The organism is Leisingera sp. SA215 (assembly GCF_055902035.1).
This window is the reverse complement of sequence record NZ_JBVVXU010000001.1, coordinates 214951-232763: the sequence shown is the minus strand read 5'-3', so window position 1 is coordinate 232763 and position 17813 is coordinate 214951. Positions and strand designations below refer to the sequence as shown.

The window sequence follows — 17813 nt, the reverse complement described above, 5'->3', positions numbered from 1 at the left end:
TGCCTCGCAAGTTATTGTTGTTACGGCAATTGTACCGTCAGGAAAGATTGAAAAGCCTGCGCCAGAATCACCGCGGCGACGCCGTAGACGGTGAGCCAGAGGCGTTTTTCCAGCCGCTCCATCATCTGCTCGATCCGGTCGAGGCGGCGGTTGACTGCCTCGTGCTGGATCTGGGCCACCCGCTCATGGGCGGACAGGCGCAAACCCGGTGAACAGTCGAAAGCGTGCATCGGGTGTTCAGTCATCCTGCCCGCCCTCCTGCTGCGGCGCGGCCGGAGAGTCTGCGGGAAGCCCCAGCAGGCGCCGCTTTTCCTCGGTGGTGAGGAAATCGGCGGAGGCCACCCGGCGCCATTGCGCCTCGCGCTCGGCGGCCAAGGCTGGCAACTGGTCGAGGTCGGGTTTCAGGGTCAGCGCCTCGCCGGTCCAGCCTGCCAGCCAGTCGGCAAGCGCAGCCGCGGCCTTGGCGGCCAGCGGCAGCACGGTCAGCCGGTAGAAGGCGCGGTGGGCCTCCTGGTAGTTGGCGTAAGTTGCATCGCCCGGAATGCCGAGCAGCATCGGCGGCACCCCATAGGCCAGCGCAATTTCGCGGGCGGCGGTGTCCTTGGTTTTCTGGAATTCCATGTCGGAGGGCGACAAGCCCATCGGTTTCCAGTCCAGTCCGCCCTCCAGCACCATCGGTCGGCCGGCGTTCTTGGCGCCCTGAAAATTTGATTGAATCTCGTCGCTTAGGATGCGGAATTGTTCCTCGGACATGCGGCCGTGGCCGTCGGACCCGTTCCAGACCAGCGCGCCGGAGGGGCGGGCTGCGTTGTCCAAAAGCGCCTTGGACCAGCGCGAGGCCGCATTGTGAACATCAATCGCCATGGCCGCCGCCTGCAGCGATGACAACCCGTAGTGGTCGTCCTGCGGGTGGAAGCTCTTTATATGGCAGACCGGTGATTGCGCGCCGTCCGCGGTGAACCGGTGCTTGCGTCCGGCAACCGAATATTCGAACCCGGCGGGCCAGCCGTCCGGGCCGGGCACAACGCGCATCCGGTCGGACCGCAGCACGTGCAATTCAGCCGGGGCGCCTGCGCCTGCCGCGACCGCCTCGATATAAGCGTTGCCGGAGAGCAGCAGGTGGCCATAAAGCGCCTCCAGCAGTTCGGCCTGGCTTTGCGCCGGATTGGGGCGGGCCAGCAGCGCCAGCCAGGGGTGGCTGTCATAGCGCCGGCGGCTGTCCTGCAGCACCAGCGGCACGGCCGCGGCGGCCTCGGCGATCATCCGGATCACCCGGTGGCCGACCGGATTGCCGGCAAAACCGCTGCGGGTCAGGGAAACGCTGTCCCGCGGGCTCCAGGCGGTGCGGCCGGCCCCCTGCCAGGAGACCACGCGGGCGGTCTGGCTGGCCTTCTGTTCCAGGGCGGTTTCCGGGGGTTCGGGCTTGTTGCGCCGCAGCAGGTCAAAGACCATTGTCCGCTCCTCAAGTTGCTGTGTGGGGCGCTGCCTGCCGCTGGGGCCGGTGCGCCTTTGCTGAGGATCATTAGTGACAGAGAGGCCTGAAGATTTGGCCGGCGGTGCGTACGCAGGGGGCGCAACACCCCAGGTTAAGCACCTGTAATAAAAGGAAATGGCAGCGTTGCATGCTGCCATTCTCCCATCTTCATTTTCAATTGCATCGTCTGCCCGAAGGCCGGGCAGCGCCCGTCCGCCGCCCCTGGCGGGCGCTGCCCTGGGCGCATTACAGCACCCTGATCTGCGGCATCCTCAGGCTGGCTGCCGGCTGGATAATCAGCTCATGCAGGGCCCAGACCAGCGCATCCAGCCGGTCGGGTGAGCCGCTGCCCTGATACCCTTGCGGGGTCATCAGGCACATCTGGTCCTCCAGCTCCCCCAGCCCCGGCAGGTGTTTGACGCGGCCCTGCTCATACAACGCCGCGACAGGTTCGGCGCGGGCGGATTTGCCTTTGCGCGCATGCAAAGCCCGGAACGGCACCAGCGGGTCGGCCTGGCGCAGCACCGTCTCCACCAGGGCGCCGCCCTGGTTGACCTCGGCCACCACCCGTTCGGCGCCAAAGGCATCGCGGGCGGCAATCACCGCCTGCGCCCAGGCCAGCGGGCCGGCGCCCTGCACGGTGCGGTCGGCCAGCACATAGGCGCGCCAGTCCTGCGGTTTGCCCTGAGTGACCGCGCCCGCCGCCACGATGCCGCAGGCGTCCGAGGATTTTCCGGAACTGACTGCCGGATCCACCGCCACCACCACCCGGTCGAGCGGCGGCGCGTCAGTCACCTGCGCCGCCGCCAGCGCGGCAGTGGACCAGAGCGCGCCCGGAACATCGGCCAGCATCACCCCGTCCAGCTCCTGCCGGCCCAGGCGGGTGCCGGCGTAGCGCGCCCGCATCTCCTCCAGGAACGACGGCGCCAGATTGGCGCGGTTGGCCTCGGTCGGGGCGTGGGTCTGCACGGTGCTGGGCGACGCCAGCAGCTGCTTCAGTGCCGGAGCATTGCGCGGCGTGGTGGTGACGCAGACGCGCGGGTCCCGGCCCAGCCGCAGGGCGAATTGCAGCATGTCCCAGCTTTCCTGCCCCTTCTTCCACTTGGCCAGTTCATCCGCCCAGGCGGCATCGAACTGGGGGCCGCGCAGGGCCTCGGGGTCGTGGGCGGAAAATGCCTGCGCCTCGGCGCCGTTGGGCCAGATCAGCTTGCGCTCGGAGGCTTTCCACTTGGGGCGGCGGTCGGGCGGCGAGCAGGCCAGGATGCCGCTGTCGCCGTGGATCATCACGTCGCGCACCTGGTCATAGGTTTCGGCCACCAGCGCGATGCGGCGGGCGGTGCCGGGATCATCCGGCCGTGGCCCTTCGGCGCGCGACCGGATCCATTCGGCCCCTGCCCGGGTCTTGCCCGCGCCGCGGCCGCCCAGGATCACCCAGGCGCGCCAACCGCCCGGCGGCGGGCGCTGGTGGTCCAGCGCCCAGATGCCGAACAGATGCGGCAGCGCGCACAGCGACTTGCGGTCCAGCTCATTCAAGAACCAGTTCTGGAGCGAGGGCGGCGCGCAGGCCAGAAAGTCCGCGCTCGACAGCTGCGCGCGCCGCGACGAGATCGAGTTCGTGTTCGGATTTGAGCATGCGGGCGAATTCGGTGCTTTGTTCTGCAAGGAGTCTCTCCACTTTCTGGCAATCGCGGATCAGCTGTTCCAGCTTGCTGACCTGTCCCTTGGCGCCGGTGGTTTCATCGGCGCCTGTGGTTTCGAGCTGCTCCCGCAGCGCCTCTGCCTGGTTTCGCAGTCGGTGAATGCTCTCCTGCAGGGATCGCAAAAGATCGGCGGTGTAGTGCACCTGCCGGGTCAGGACGGCGGCGCCGTCCTGGTCTGTTGGGTGATCTGTCATGAATTTGTCTGCCTCATGCGTTTTTTGTCCGCACAAGAGAAAGAACGACGGCCACCGGCGGAGGGGTCCGGGGCCGTCCATGTTCCTTCCAGCTGCAATGCAACTTATACGTGAAAATAGTGCGTTTGTCAAGAATTCCGGCCGCAGCAGCGTACGGTGAGAACGCAACGGGCTGCTGCTGGCACGCGCTGTTTCACCTCGCTGGGAGTTGCGGCCTCCTCTGCATTCACAGTTGAAACCGGCGTGTCCCAAAGAGCGGCCCAAAGGCTTGCGGACGAAAATGGGCACCCGAAAAACCGCCCTTTCCGCTAAAAATCCTGTACCTCGTTTTCCCGTTCAGGATTGCCGCCGCTGCATCGCGCGAAGACGGCACCCGCAAGCATCAGACAAAGCTGACCTGGCCCTCTGCCAGAGCGAGGCCCGGTTTGCGGGGGGAGCTGAGCGGTCTGTTGCAAGCGTGTGATTTGCCGGTAGCCCGGTCAAACCCCATGCTGATAGGTCACTATGCCGTCGCAGATCGTCGTCATGGCCCTTGCAGCCGTCACGTTGCCGGGCGCAAGTTGTGTCAGGTCATGGCTCATAATCGCAACATCAGCCGCCATGCCGGCTGCCAGCTTGCCTTTTCTATCCTCGTTGAATTCGGACCAGGCATTGCCGCACGTATAGCTGGCCAGCGTGTCGTGCAGCGTCTGGGTCTGATCGGCCCAGCCCCCGCCCAGATCCAGCGGTGCGATTGCGGCTTTGACATTTGCCATCACGGTCACCGGGATCACGGGCCAGTCTGTGGAAAAGATGACCCTGGCCCCAGCGTCACGTATGGTCTGCCAGGCATAGGCCCCGGCAATCTGGTCCGGGTGCAGATACGGCCCGACCCCGCCGGGCGGAAAGATATGACCGGTCGGCGCGTGGCCCGGTTGCAGGGAGGCAACGATGCCCAACGCCGCAAGCCGGGGTATATCGTCCGGATGGATCACTTCGATATGTTCGATCCGGTGGCGGCTGTCGCGCGTTCCATTGGCCTTTGCAGCCGCCTCGAAAGCGTCGATCGTGCGCCTGACACCAGCATCGCCGATGGCGTGGACGGCGATCTGGAACCCCAAACGGTCCGCTTCGGCACAGCAGGCAACAAAGTGTTCCTGTGTGAAAACCTCATCGCCTGAATTGCCGTTTGCGCCCAGCTCACCGGGGTAAGGGCGCAGCATCAGCGCAGTGCCGCTCTCGACCACACCGTCAATGAACATCTTGACGTGGCTGCAGGCGATCTTTCCGCTTTGGAAATCATCCCGCATCGCCGGTGCTTCCGCGGTCATCCGTTCCAGCGGATCGGTTCCTTTCATATGAAACGGCACACGGCAGCGGCACAGCAGGCGGCCTTCGGCTTCCAGTTCGGACAACAGCTCCAACTGATACCTGTTGCCGTCCATCAGATGCAGACCTGTAATGCCTTGCGCGGCGCAATGCGCAAGCCCCTTGGCAAGAACGTCCTTGTCGATCCGGCGCTGATCCGCTGTTGCAGGGGGCACGGGGTCCTTGCCCGTTGTCAGGCCCAGCATCTCCCGGCCGCCGTGGCGCGTCAGGCGCAGCACCGGCTCATAGGCGCCGGGCTCCAGCAGCTCGCCAGTGGCAAGACCGTCCTCGCCCATCACGATTTCGGAGCCTGCATCGGTTGATCCGCCTTGCAGAAGGCCTGCAGCCTTCAGGGCGGCCGTATTCGCCCAGATCGTGTGGTGGTCCGGCGCGAACATGGCCAGCGGGCGGTCGCTGAGAATCCGGTCGAGGTCGTGGCGGGTGGGCGTCTTTCCCGTGCCCAGAATGCCGTAGTCGGCCATCACGCAAAACACCAGGGCATCGTCCGGATTGGCCTGGGCGTAGGGGCGTATGCCGGCCCGCATCGCGGGCAAACCTGTGACGCCGTAAAGGTTCAGGCAATCCAGTTCAACCGATCCGCCAAACAGATGGACATGGCTGTCGATGAACCCGGGAAGCACAGTCGCGCCGCCCGCGTCGATCATCCGGGGCTCAGGGCCGGCCAGGGGTAGAATGGCGGCATCAGCCCCGACGGCCGTGATCCTGCTGCCTGCAATCGCAAGCGCCTGTGCGGTTGGCATCCCGTCATCAAAGGTCATAAGGACGCCGTTGTGGATGATAATCGAAGGGGTCATGGGATGTCCTGATGCCGCGGGATCGGACCCGGCAAGGCGGGGCCGCAGTTTAAGTCGAGCGTTTCCTTCTGTAGGTCGGTCCGGATTGCAGTGTAAAGCTTTGCCGCCGCAGGCGGGCCTGTGCCGGCCAGGCAAGCCGCGTCTTTCAGCGCATCCGGAATCGCGGCTTAGGGGGGGCGGCCGTCCACTGTGGCAGTCCCGGTCCCGGCCAGACCAGCGATCATGCCGCCGTCAATCCTGCCCTTCCAAGCGCCGGCATGCCTTCAGAACCGCTCTGCGTGTTTCTTCAGGCTGCTGATTGACCGCCTCGGCAAGGCGGTGCAGTTGGTGACGCAGCCCGTGCAGCTGGTCAAGCAGCGACAGGATAGTCGGCACTGTATCCACGGGCAGCGACATTTCCTTGCGCAGGTCGCAGATCAGCCGGATCCGGGCGATGTCGAGCTCATCGAAAAACGGGCCGCCGTCGCCCCGTGCCGGTTTGATCCAACCCGCCCGGACCCATGACCGAAGCTCCCGGAGCTGAAGCCTGCGAACCGTGGCAACCACGTCATGTTCTCTCAGCCGCATCACACACTCCCCATGTTCTTGCGCGGATCCTGTCCGGCGGTTTCACGCCAGCGGCGGGCAAGATCTTCCATCCCGCTGCCGATCTTGTCCGGCAGCACAATCATCAGTCGGACATATTGGTCGCCCGCCGGTCCTTTGCCGGGCTGGACACCCTTTCCTTTCAACCGCAGCCTCTGGCCGCTGGACGCTCCCTTGGGCAAGTTCATCGATACCGGCCCCGATAGCGTCGGAACCTCGACCCTGCCGCCCAGAACAGCCTCATCGAAGGTGATCGGCAGGTCGATCGCGATATCGTTGCCGTCGCGTGTGAAGAGCCGGTGCGGCTTGACGGAAATCTGGACATAGGCATCGCCCGCCGGGCCGCCGCCACTGCCCGGTTGCCCCTTGCCGCGCAGGCGCAGGGTCTGACCGTCGCGGACACCGGCAGGGATCGTCAGATCGATGGTCTGGCCATCCGGCAGCGGCACCGTCCGTTTTGCACCGCGGGCAGCATCGAGAAATTCGACGTCGAGATGATAGCGCAGATCGGCCCCGCGTGCCGCGAAGCCCTGTGCCGAACCGGGGCCCGCCCGCTCCTGTCCCCGGCCCTGCCCCCGCCGCCCGAAGAGATCTGCGAAAATGTCCGACACATCCTCGAAATCGTTGAAAGCCGCCGAGGATTGATACCGGCCTTCGGGGTCCGCACCGGCATATTGGCGGTAGAATTGACGCTCCGGCCTGTCCTGGCCGCTGGCGTCGATTTCGCCCGCGTCGTAGCGGCGGCGCTTTTCCTTGTCGCCGAGGATGTCATAAGCCGCGCCCACCTTCAGAAACTCGGCGGCTTTGTCCTTGTCGCCGGGCGACAGATCGGGGTGCAGTTCTTTCGCCAGTTTGCGGTAGGCCTTCTTGATTTCGGCCTGGGTGGCATCTTTGGAGACGCCGAGGATGTCATATGGGCTGTCGCTCATAATTTTTTGTTCCCGTACGGATCATTCGGCCGGCCAGCGCCGGACTTGGCTCCAGCCCGGCTTGCGCCGGGCATGGCATCGGTGGTTTCCTGCACTTGCATGGCCTCATGAAGTGCCAAACAGACGCGCGGTTCCGGCGTCCCGATGCGTTGCTTCTGCTTTCGGCGTCACCGCGGGATCTGTGACCTCAGGCGGGACGTCATCCGTGTGCGCGCCAGCGCCGGTTTTCGTGCCGGTCCCGGACATCGTACCATCCTTTCAGGACATTCGCGAGAACCAGGCAGCCGGGATGGCCCGGGTCTTGCGGCGGTGGGCGGCAGGCCTTTCGGGATCGGATGAGAAAAGGGGCATGGGCAAAACCCATGGTCTTCGTTCATGCCGGGGCGCTTGATTTCCACCTCGGCACTGCCGCCGGATTCCGGAATACCGGGGCTCGGGCCGGACACGCCGGCCGGGCTGGTCCGGCCGGTCCCGCAAAAAAAGGGCGCCAAGCGGCGCCCTTCGCAGTTTCCACCCTAACCCGCAGCGTCAGTTGTTCTGCTGCTGGGCTTCGATTTCGCGCCATTTGGCGACGTTGCGGTTGTGTTCATCCAGCGTCTCGGCAAAGGCATGGCCGCCGGTGCCGTCAGCCACAAAGAACACATAATCCGTGGTCTCCGGGTTCACCGCGGCCTCAAGGCTGGCCATCCCCGGGTTGGCGATGGGCGTCGGTGGCAGGCCCTCGATCACATAGGTGTTCCAGGGGGTGGCTTTGCGCAGCTCGCTTTGGCGCAACCCGCGGCCCAGGGTTCCCTCGCCCTTGGTGACGCCATAGATCACCGTCGGGTCCGTCTGCAGCCGCATGCCGCGATTGAGGCGGTTTGTGAAGACCGAAGCGACCAGGCCGCGCTCCTCAGCCACGCCGGTTTCCTTCTCGATGACCGAGGCAAGGATCAGCATTTCCTCAGGCGTCGTGACGGCGGCGTCTGCCGAGCGGCCTTCCCAGGCGGCGTTGATGCGCAGTTGCTGGCGCTGCTGCATCTCGGCCAGAACGGCAGCGCGTCCGGTGCCCGGTGTGACCTCGTAGCTGTCGGGCGCCAGCAGGCCCTCGCCCGGGCGTTCGCCGGGGTCGCCCTCGAGCACATCGATGGATTTCAGCGCCTCGACCACCTGCCAGCTGGTCACCCCTTCGGCCAGCGCGATACGGTAGCGGGTGTCGGCCTCCTGGCGGGTTTCGGTGTACTCGGCCGGGACCTCATCCTCGCCGAGGATGAAGTCCGCCTTTTCCTCGAACGTGCTGGTGGCCGGATCCAGCTCCCGCACCACGGTCTGGGTGCGGGTCACGCCGACGCGGTAGACGATCTCGGTGCCGCAGGTGGAGGCGCCGGAGGTGGTGACCCGGCCGACAATCTCCTCCATCGAGGATCCCGGCTCCACCAGGAAGCTGCCGGCCTTCAGCTGGCCGGTTTTCTCGCTGTATTTGGCGCCGAGACGGAAGATGGTGCCGGATGCAACCGCGCCCTGGGTTTCCAGGTCGCGGCTGACCCGCGCCATGTTCGAGCCCCGCTCGACACGCAGGCAGATCGCCGTCTCCAGCGGGCCTTCAGCGGTGTATTGGGATTTGCCCCACAGGATCAGACCGCCCAGCAGGAACAAAACCGCAATGAGCACTGTCAGCATGTTGGAGGCGAGGCTGCGCCACATCAGCCGGCCTTTCCGAAGATCACCGAAGCGTTGGTGCCGCCGAACCCAAAGGAGTTCGACAGGGCCACCTCCACCTTGCGCGGCCGTTTGGCGTTGGGGGCCAGGTCGATCGGGGTCTCAACGGCTGGGTTGTCCAGATTGATGGTCGGGGGGGCAACCTGATCGCGGATCGCCAGGATCGAGAAGATCGCCTCGATCGCGCCGGCCGCGCCCAGAAGATGCCCGGTGGCCGATTTGGTCGAAGACATGGTGACATTGGCGGCGTGATCGCCCAGCAGCCGTTCGACAGCGCCCAGTTCAATGGTGTCGGCCATGGTCGAGGTGCCATGGGCATTGATGTAGTCGATCGCCGAAGGCTCCAGCCCGGCATTGGCCAGCGCCGCCTTCATCGAGCGTTCGCCGCCTTCGCCGTCCTCGGACGGGGCGGTGATGTGATAGGCGTCGCCCGACAGGCCGTAGCCCAGCACCTCGGCGTAAATTTTGGCGCCGCGGGCCTTGGCGTGCTCATAGTCCTCCAGCACCACGATGCCGGCGCCCTCGCCCATCACAAACCCGTCACGGTCGGTGTCATAGGGGCGCGACGCCGCCTTGGGATCATCGGCGCGTTTGGTCGACAGCGCTTTGCAGGCGTTGAAACCGGCAATGCCGATCTCGCAGATGGCCGCTTCGGCGCCGCCTGCGATCATCACGTCGGCGTCGCCGGATTTGATCAGCCGCGCCGCGTCGCCAATGGCGTGGGCGCCGGTCGAGCAGGCGGTCACCACCGAGTGGTTCGGACCCTTGAAGCCAAAGCGGATCGAGACCTGGCCCGAGATCAGGTTGATCAGCGCGCCGGGGATAAAGAAGGGAGACACCCGGCGGGGGCCTTTTTCCTTGATCATCACGGCGGTGTCCGCGATCGACGACAGGCCGCCGATGCCGGAGCCGATCATCACGCCGGTGCGCAGGCGGCTTTCCTCGTCCTCAGGGGTCCAGCCGGCGTCGCGCACGGCCATATCGGCGGCGGCGATGCCATAGAGGATGAAGTCATCAATCTTCTTCTGGTCTTTCTTGATCACCCAGTCATCCGGGTTGAACGTCCCGCCGGAGCCATCGCCGCGCGGAACTTCGCAGGCATAGGTGGTGGTGACGCCGCTTGCTTCGGCATCAAACAGGGTGATGGGGCCTGCACCCGACTGGCCGTCCAGCAACCGGGACCAGGATTCTTCGACTCCGCTGGCCAGCGGTGTAACCAGGCCCAGTCCGGTGACAACTACTCGACGCATTCCTTGCTCTCCTTTGCCTCGGCAATCCGTCCGTTCAAATAGCTTGGAAAGGCGGCTGGGTGCAAGAGCGGGCTGATCCGCAGTGCCGCCGGGCGCAATGCGGGTTTTACGGGGAAATTGCGGAAGTGGCATCAATTGTTAATAAGTATACCTTAGGTTGAGGGCGACCATAACAACTGAACTCGGCATCCGTCCTCGTGGATTGCCAGAACCGGGCTGGAGGTTTGGGCAAAATTGCCTCCAGCCCGCCTTTTTATCCCCGCCATCCAGACAGAGGATTGCTGAGCAGCCGTTGCGGGTGCCGCAATCAGAGACCCTGCGTTCCCTGGCCTTTCAAGGCGGCACCGCCTGGCCCGGTTGCAGATTGCGGCTCCCGGCGCGGCCGGCTGTTGTGCAGATCCGGGCGCCCGCCCGGCGCCCGGACACCGGCAGTTTCCCGCCATCGGCAACCACCGGAGCCTAGACTGGCGGACCCGGTCCAGCTGCCATGCGCCCGGCTTCTTCGGAACAGACCTGCGACTGCTGCCTGCACCGGGGGCCAGGCGCCCTGCCTGCTTGGCCGCCATAAAAGTCAGCCTGCGTTAACGGCGCATTTGCATCTTTAGGTCATAATTTCAATCCAAAGGTATAGAGGAACGGCTTCGCCATGCGCCAATGGCTCCTGATAACTGCTCTTTTACTGGTGACTGGCCTGCTGCCGGAACCCGCTGCGGCCAGTTGCGCTGTGCATCGGGATTTGTCGAACCTGAACCGGGCGTCCAAGGGGTTCCTCTCCTATCTCAGCTCCGGTCAGGGTGCATATTATGTGCAGCATCTGCGGAGCTGGATCAGCACAAACCCGCCCGCGCCGATGCGGCAGCGGATGAGAGCGGTTGGCATTCAGTCCGTCGCTGACAGCATGGGCGAGCTTTTGCAGCAGCAGCAGCTGCTGCTGCAGATCCTCTCCAGTCAGGGCCGGGCCGTGGCGTTGGAAACCGCGCGCCATATGGGAACCCCGGCGCTGGCGGCGGATTTCAGCACCCATGTCGAAGCCTTGCCCTGCGACCAGGTGAAGGAAAGCGGAACCGGCAGCAAGCTGGTTGCTGTGGCCGCGGGAGACGAACGGCAGCGGCAGCAAATCCGCAATGCGGCAATTGCCTGGGTGTCCTTTTTGGTTCTGGGCGGCAGTGCGCTGTATTTTCTCGACCGGATCGGCATCCGCAAAATCCGCCGCACCAAACGCTATCCCTGCGCGGTTCCCTGCGTCTTGCAGACGGGCGGGCGGACAGTTCAAGCCCATCTGGTCGATCTGAGCCGTGCCGGCGCCAAGGTGCGCCCCGACGGCCCTTGTGAAATCTCGGATCCGGTAACGCTGAGTTTTGGCGGATATACCATAGATGCCCAAGTCCGCTGGCAGACCGCCGGCTATTTCGGCGTCCAGTTTTCCAAGGATTTCAACTTCTTGCAATTGCACCGTCTGCTGGAGGCCTTCCCGCTTCAGGGCAAAGGGCTGCGCGAAGAGGCGCGGCTCGGGGTTTAACAGCCGCGGCGTGCATGTTGCGTGGTCAAGCTGATCCAGCACGGCCAAATCGCGCTTGATAATCCGCTTCGGATGCTGCCGGCCTGCACAGGGCGCGTAAACCGCGTGTGTTCTGAGCCGCCTTGCCACGGTGCATTTGCGCATTTGACACCATCAGAGTCAGGAATAAGTCAAACTGCCAGGGCACGCCGCACTTGGCAGGGGATACTGGTTTTATGTTAATTTCACTACACGCGTAAGAAGTATAAACACTATCATATTACCCTCTAGACAGATTCACTCTTTGGAAGCGCGGCAACACGTCCTTTGCCGGCCGGAAAGGTCCTGTATTGAGGTACTGGCCATTGATGATAGCTGCACTGTTTGCCCCGGCTGCACTCTGCGGCAGTGCAATTACGGCTGCCGCATCTTCCAAGGCGACCTGCCAGCTGCAGTCCGATCTGGTGAATTTCCAGCATGAGGCCCGCGGATTTCTGGAGCATCTGCAAACCGGGCAGCACCCGCATCAGCCGATGCGGCTGCTGCAGTGGATGGAAGATCATCCGGTGGAGGCCTTACAGATACGGATGCGGCGGCTGGGCATGCAGTCTTTTGAGCTGCTGACCATTCGGCTGATTACTCAGCAAGAGCGTCTTCTGGAAGAGTACCGGCTGCACGGCCAGCAAAAAGCAGGGGCCAGCGCGCTGCGGTTTGGCACATCCGCCCTGCTGGACGACTATGCCAGCCGGATCATCCCGCTGCCGTGCAACTATGATCCGCAACAGAACGTAGAGGGCAGCACTGCGGCCGGCATGGGCCGTTTGCCAGCGCTGTCGCCGGAAACCACGGTGATAAGTTCGCTGCTTTTCATTTTGCTGCTCAGCGGGGCCGGCTTGCTCCTGGCACAGCAGCTCGCCCGCAGGCACCGGCGCCGGCAGTACCGCCACCCCTGCTCGCTGCCGTGCAATTTGCTCTCCGGTCAGACGCTGTTGCAGGCGAAACTGGTCGATATCAGCCAGATGGGCGCCAAAGTGAGAGTCTGGAACAACCAGGAAAAAACCCTAAGCACACTTTCCGGGGATCTCACAGCAGCCCTGCCCGGAATCGGATCAGCCGGCGCGCAGATCACGTGGAAGAACGCCAACTACCTGGGCCTGAAATTCACCACACCGCTGACGGGCGAAGAGCTGCAGACCCTGCTTGCCTGGCCGCCCGCCAAACAGCTGCAGCAGACGCAGGCTGTCAAACCGGCCTGACCGCTGGATGCTGTGCCCCGTCCTGCTGGCAAAGGGCCGGCAACCCGGCCCGGGCCGGAACAGGAATGCCTGCGGGCAACAGCCCGCAGGCATTCTTTTCCTTTACTGGAACTCGGCTACCGGCTCGGGTTCCGGCCGGGCCACTTCCAGAATTTTCTGGACGGTCACCGTCTTGCGGAACAGGGCACGGCCAACCATCGCACCGGAAATGTTGTAGATGTATTTCAGGCGCGAAATATCATCGGCGCTGCGCACCACGCCGCTGGCAATCACCGGCGTGCGGGCATCCGCGGCAAGGCCGGAGATCAGGCCAAGCTGCGCTTCGACATCGGTCATGTCGCTGTCAATGTCGGTGACAATGATCCCCGCCAGAGGCAGCGTGTCGAATGCGGCGATGAAGTCCTTGGGGGTGATCGCACCGGAGTGGCGCCAGCCGTCGGTCATCACCTGGCCCTGATAGATGTCCACCGCCAGCACGATCTGGTCCGGGTGGTGGGTGATCAGCTCCTTGACCATATGCGGATCGCGCGCGGCCAGGGTGCCGATGACGATACGCCCTGCCCCCTTGTCGATCCAGTGCTCGATATGCTCGCGCGACCGCATGCCGCCGCCCAGCTGCACCGGAATGCCGGCGCCGCGGATGATTTCGGTGATCAGCGCCTCGTTGCTGTGATCGCCTTTAATCGCGTTGAAGTCGGTGACATGCATCCATTCCGCCCCGGCAGCGGCAAAGCCTTTGGCCGTTTCCACCGGATCCACATGCCAGATCAAAGGCTCATCCAGGCGGCCCTTTTCGAGGCTCACGCAGCGGCCGTTCAGAATCTCCATTGTGGGGTAAATCATCATGATGCCCATCTCCTAAGTGTTGCCTCTTGCGATGAGATTAGCACGGATCGCCGCGGCCGGAATGACGTTTCATGACAATTTATGCAACAATTGCGGCGCGTTGGCGGGGCTTTTTGGTAGCGCAAACAAACCCCTGGCCCGACTCGCCGAAAAACGGGAATCGGACGCCGGCCCGGCAAACGGAAACGGCGCCTTCCCCGATGGGAAGACGCCGCCTGGTCCGGTATCCCGAAAGCGTGGCTTAGGACGCTTCGGAGATGAATTTGACTGCGTCGCCGAAGGTCTGGATGGTTTCGGCAGCGTCGTCCGGGATCTCGATGCCGAACTCTTCTTCAAACGCCATCACCAGTTCCACGGTGTCCAGGCTGTCTGCGCCCAGATCGTCGATGAAGGAGGCGTTTTCGGTGACCTTGTCTTCTTCTACACCCAGGTGCTCAACAACGATCTTTTTTACGCGGTCTGCGACGTCGCTCATGTCTATTCCTCGTCTTTCAGGGCACTCTGCCCAGTTCTGCCCTTGCCCGTGCGGGCGGCGTGGTTTTTGCCCGGAGCGGGCGGTGTAGCCCCCGGCAGGCGGGGGCAGTGCGGCGTTTCCGTTAGGAAAAACCAGCGCGGATATGGGCCGCCTATAACATAGACCGCGGCCAAGGCAAACGGTTTCGCTTGGTCACGGCGGCGGCGGCAGCCGGCATCGCACGGCTATGAAGCGTGCAGATGGCGCCGCAATCAAGGGCTTGCAAGGGCGCGGCAGAATATTTTTCGCAATTCGAATGTTTTTCAGATGCTTGCCGGGGAAAGCTGATCACGAGCGCCCGCCGCGGCCGCCCCCCAAAAACCCCGCAGCCGCGCTGCGGGGTCTGGTGCTGCAGAGGCTGTCGCCGCGGTCAGATCATCGCCATACCGCCATTCACATGCAGCGTGGTGCCGGTGACATAGCCCGCTTCCTGGCTGGCCAGATACAGCACGGCCGAGGCGATTTCCTTCGATTCCCCCATGCGGCCGGCCGGGATCTGGGTCAGGATCGCCTCTTTCTGGGTATCGTTCAGCTTTTCGGTCATTGCGGTGGCGATGAAGCCCGGGGCAACCGCATTCACCGTGATGCCGCGGTTGGCGACCTCATAGGCCAGCGATTTCGACATGCCCACCATGCCGGCCTTGGAGGCGGCATAGTTGCCCTGGCCGGGGTTGCCGGTGGCGCCCACGACCGAGGAGATGTTGATGATGCGGCCCCAGCGCGCCTTCATCATGCCGCGCAGCACGCCGCGGCACAGGCGCATGGTCGAGGTAAGGTTCACGTTCAGCACGCTTTCCCATTCCTCGTCTTTCATGCGCATGAACAGGTTGTCGCGGGTAATGCCGGCATTGTTGACCAGGATATCAACCGAACCCATGGCCTCGGCAGCGGCCTTGGGCAGCGCTTCAACCGAGTCCTTGTCGGAGAGGTTGCAGGTGATCACATGGGCCCGCTCGCCCAGCTCGGAAGCCAGCGCCTGCAGCGGCTCTTCGCGGGTGCCGGACAGCACCACGGTAGCGCCCGCACCGTGCAGCGCGCGGGCGATGTCGCCGCCAATGCCGCCCGAGGCGCCGGTGACGAGAGCGTTCTTGCCAGTCAGATCAAACATGTTCTTGTCCTTTATGTCTGAACCCCGGCGCAGCAATCCTGCACCGGGAAAATAGGATTATGCCTCGGAGGTGGCTTTGGCGTCTTCGGGGGTGCCCACCTGGCGGCTGGCCAGGGTCCGGTCGATCTTGCGGATCATGCCGGACAGCGCCTTGCCTGCGCCGATTTCCCAGAATTCGGTCACGCCTTTGGCGGCCATTGCCTGCACGCTTTCGCGCCAGCGCACCGAGCCGGTCACCTGCTCCACCAGCAAGGCGCGGATTTCATCCGGGCTGGTCACCGCATCCGCGCGCACATTGGCAATCAGCGGCACCGCGGGGGATTTGATCTCAACACCAGCCAGCGCTTCGGCCATGGCGTCGGCGGCGGGCTGCATCAGGGCGCAGTGGAACGGGGCGCTGACCGGCAGCATCACCGCGCGTTTGGCGCCCTTTTCCTTGGCGATCACCGCGGCGCGCTCAACTGCGGCCTTGGTGCCGGAAACCACCACCTGGGTCGGGTCATTGTCGTTCGCCGCCTGGCAGACATCGCCCTGCGCGGCCTCTGCCGCGACGGCGCGCACAATTTCAAGGTCCAGGCCGAGGATCGCCGCCATGGCGCCCTCGCCCACCGGCACAGCGCTTTGCATCGCCAGGCCGCGGGTGCGCAGAAGGCGCGCGGTGTCGGCCACCGAAATCGACCCGGCAGCCGCCAGCGCCGAATATTCACCCAGGGAATGGCCCGCCACGAAGGAGGCTTTTTCAATGGTGACGCCTTCGGCCTCCAAGGCGCGCATGGCGGCCATTGAAGCGGCCATCAGGGCGGGCTGGGCGTTCTGAGTCAGGGTCAGGGTTTCAATGTCCCCCTCCCAGATCAGCCGGCTCAGCGTTTCACCCAATGCGTCATCCACCTCGTCAAAGATGGCCTTGGCCGCCGGATAGGCATCGGCCAGCGCCTTGCCCATACCGATGGTCTGGGCACCCTGTCCCGGGAACACAAATGCGATCGTCATTGAAGACCTCGTCTGTTTAAGCGTTTTGCCTGATGTAACGGGCCTTGTCCTCACGTACAAGCAAAGCTGCACTTCGCGCACCAATCCTGTGCGCGGATGAAGGGCGCGCGAATATTGCACCCGGCAAAGGTGTTGTTACCTTGAAGGCAACGCATGAACACAAAAAGGACCGGCAGCCCTATGCCCCGCCAGAACACCTTTCAAAGCTATGGCAGCATCGCCAAGACCTTCCACTGGCTGACCGCGCTGCTGATCTTCTCGGCCTTTCCGCTGGGCTATTTCGCCAACGGGCTGGCGCAGGAGATCCAAAGCCCGGGGTTTGACGGCAGCCAGGCGGTGATCGCACGGGCCACGCTGCTGTTTTCGCTGCACAAGACGCTGGGCGTCACCGTGTTCTTTACCGCGCTGTTGCGGATCCTGTGGGCGCTGAGCCAGCCGAAGCCCGGCCTGCTGCACCCGGACCGCAGGGCCGAGGCGCTGGCGGCGGAGATGGTGCATTGGCTGCTCTACGGCTCGCTGGTGGCGGTGCCGCTGTCGGGCTGGATCCATCACGCCGCGACCACCGGCTTTGCGCCGATCTGGTGGCCGTTCGGGCAGAGCCTGCCGTTTGTGCCGAAGTCCGAGGCGGCGGCCGCTTTCTTTGGCGGCGTGCACTGGGTGCTGGTCTGGACGCTGGGGGCCTCGCTGGCGCTGCATGTTGCCGGGGCGCTGAAGCATCATGTGATCGACCGCGACGCCACATTGCGCCGGATGCTGCCGGGCCGCGCAGACCTGCCGCAGCCGCCCGCGCAAACCCACAGCCTGGTGCCTTTGCTGGCGGCGCTGGCGGTCTGGGCCGGTGCCTTGAGCGGTGGCGCAATGATCGGTGTCTATGGCGGCCAGGATCAAAGCCAGGCCAAGGAACGGGAATCGGGGGCGGAGGGCACCGTTGCCCCTGTCGTGGCTGCGGGCCCTGCGGCCGGGGGCGGCTGGACTGTGCAGACCGGCACCCTGGGCCTGTCCGTCACCCAGATGGGCAGCGTCGTTTCCGGAAGCTTCGGCGAGTGGGATGCGGTGATCAGCTTTGAAGAACCTGCCGCGCCGGGTCCGGCAGGAAATGTGGAAGTGACCGTATCGATTCCCTCGCTGGAACTGGGGTCGGTTGCCGGTCAGGCGATGGGGGCGGATTATTTTGACAGCTCCAACTTCCCGGCCGCCCTGTTCAAGGCGGATATCGAAAAGCTGGCTGAGGGGTATCAGGCGGCGGGCACCCTGACCATCAAGGGCCAGACAGTGCCGGTCACCCTGCCCTTTGATCTGGAGCTGGAGGGGAACACCGCAAAGATGGCTGGAATGCTGACCCTGAACCGGCTTGATTTCGGCATTGGCAAAAGCCTGCCGGATGAAAGCTCGCTGGGGTTTGCCGTGGAGGTGCCGGTGGAACTGGAGGCGGTCCGGGCGGACTGATCCGCACCGCCGGCGCGCTCCCGCGCCTGGCGGTGATCAGCGGGCTGATCCCTTTTCCAGCCTTGGGCCGGGCGCCGCGCTGACGCGCGGCGCTGCGGCGTTCTGCAGCGGCCTGGCGCTGCGCAGCAGGTTTTGCCGCATCCGGTTGTCACAGTCAGTGGCC

16 protein-coding genes are annotated in these 17813 nt (G+C 64.3%); 3 read left to right on the top strand and 13 right to left on the bottom strand.

Annotated features, from left to right (window positions below):
• Nucleotides 1-20: 20 nt before the first annotated feature.
• From AC0KW6_RS01105 to fabF, 9 genes are all read right to left on the bottom strand, one after another.
• On the bottom strand, nt 21-245 hold the full coding sequence (locus AC0KW6_RS01105; protein ID WP_024090123.1) for a GTA head formation protein, RCAP_rcc01685 family: 225 nt from the start codon (nt 243-245) through the stop codon (nt 21-23).
• Nucleotides 238-1452 (bottom strand): phage portal protein, encoded by a 1215-nt coding sequence (locus tag AC0KW6_RS01100; RefSeq protein WP_474033857.1) that lies wholly within the window; start codon nt 1450-1452, stop codon nt 238-240. Before AC0KW6_RS01100 ends, AC0KW6_RS01105 begins: the two co-directional genes overlap by 8 nt.
• Before the next feature lie 268 nt (nt 1453-1720).
• Entirely contained in the window at nt 1721-3007 is a 1287-nt protein-coding gene (locus tag AC0KW6_RS01095; RefSeq protein WP_474033856.1) for a DNA-packaging protein, read from the bottom strand.
• A complete protein-coding gene (locus AC0KW6_RS01090; RefSeq protein WP_323779504.1) occupies nt 3000-3368 on the bottom strand; it encodes a hypothetical protein in 369 nt (122 codons plus the stop codon). Before AC0KW6_RS01090 ends, AC0KW6_RS01095 begins: the two co-directional genes overlap by 8 nt.
• Nucleotides 3369-3847: 479 nt before the next feature.
• A complete protein-coding gene (locus AC0KW6_RS01085) occupies nt 3848-5530 on the bottom strand; it encodes an amidohydrolase (RefSeq protein WP_474033855.1) in 1683 nt (560 codons plus the stop codon).
• 231 nt (nt 5531-5761) lie between these two features.
• On the bottom strand, nt 5762-6097 hold the full coding sequence (locus AC0KW6_RS01080) for a chaperone modulator CbpM (RefSeq protein ID WP_323779508.1): 336 nt from the start codon (nt 6095-6097) through the stop codon (nt 5762-5764).
• Nucleotides 6097-7044 carry a DnaJ C-terminal domain-containing protein gene (locus AC0KW6_RS01075; protein WP_474033854.1) on the bottom strand — a complete coding sequence of 316 codons (948 nt, stop codon included), beginning with the start codon at nt 7042-7044 and terminating at the stop codon, nt 6097-6099. The genes AC0KW6_RS01080 and AC0KW6_RS01075 overlap by 1 nt, the downstream gene beginning before the upstream one ends.
• A gap of 528 nt (nt 7045-7572) precedes the next feature.
• A complete protein-coding gene (mltG, locus tag AC0KW6_RS01070) occupies nt 7573-8727 on the bottom strand; it encodes an endolytic transglycosylase MltG (protein WP_474033853.1) in 1155 nt (384 codons plus the stop codon).
• Entirely contained in the window at nt 8727-9992 is a 1266-nt protein-coding gene (gene fabF / locus AC0KW6_RS01065) for a beta-ketoacyl-ACP synthase II (RefSeq protein WP_323783498.1), read from the bottom strand. The genes mltG and fabF overlap by 1 nt, the downstream gene beginning before the upstream one ends.
• A 646-nt stretch (nt 9993-10638) precedes the next feature.
• Here fabF and AC0KW6_RS01060 point away from each other — a divergent pair.
• The gene (locus AC0KW6_RS01060) at nt 10639-11511 is read left to right on the top strand and encodes a PilZ domain-containing protein (protein WP_474033852.1); all 873 of its coding nucleotides are present in this window, start codon (nt 10639-10641) and stop codon (nt 11509-11511) included.
• Between the two features lie 512 nt (nt 11512-12023).
• The gene (locus tag AC0KW6_RS01055) at nt 12024-12746 is read left to right on the top strand and encodes a PilZ domain-containing protein (RefSeq protein ID WP_474033851.1); all 723 of its coding nucleotides are present in this window, start codon (nt 12024-12026) and stop codon (nt 12744-12746) included.
• A 102-nt stretch (nt 12747-12848) separates the two neighbouring features.
• Here the strand turns inward: AC0KW6_RS01055 and AC0KW6_RS01050 are convergent, their stop codons facing one another.
• From AC0KW6_RS01050 to fabD, 4 genes are all read right to left on the bottom strand, one after another.
• On the bottom strand, nt 12849-13592 hold the full coding sequence (locus tag AC0KW6_RS01050; protein ID WP_323783504.1) for a 1-(5-phosphoribosyl)-5-[(5-phosphoribosylamino)methylideneamino]imidazole-4-carboxamide isomerase: 744 nt from the start codon (nt 13590-13592) through the stop codon (nt 12849-12851).
• A 241-nt stretch (nt 13593-13833) separates the two neighbouring features.
• Entirely contained in the window at nt 13834-14067 is a 234-nt protein-coding gene (locus AC0KW6_RS01045) for an acyl carrier protein (protein WP_005982462.1), read from the bottom strand.
• Nucleotides 14068-14476: 409 nt separating this feature from the next.
• Nucleotides 14477-15214: a 3-oxoacyl-ACP reductase FabG gene (gene fabG / locus AC0KW6_RS01040; RefSeq protein ID WP_474033850.1), complete on the bottom strand. Its 738-nt coding sequence runs from the start codon at nt 15212-15214 to the stop codon at nt 14477-14479.
• A 57-nt stretch (nt 15215-15271) separates the two neighbouring features.
• Entirely contained in the window at nt 15272-16204 is a 933-nt protein-coding gene (gene fabD, locus AC0KW6_RS01035; protein ID WP_474033849.1) for an ACP S-malonyltransferase, read from the bottom strand.
• Between the two features lie 180 nt (nt 16205-16384).
• Here fabD and AC0KW6_RS01030 point away from each other — a divergent pair, with 180 nt between their 5' ends.
• On the top strand, nt 16385-17650 hold the full coding sequence (locus tag AC0KW6_RS01030) for a cytochrome b/b6 domain-containing protein (RefSeq protein WP_474033848.1): 1266 nt from the start codon (nt 16385-16387) through the stop codon (nt 17648-17650).
• Nucleotides 17651-17813: the final 163 nt, after the last annotated feature.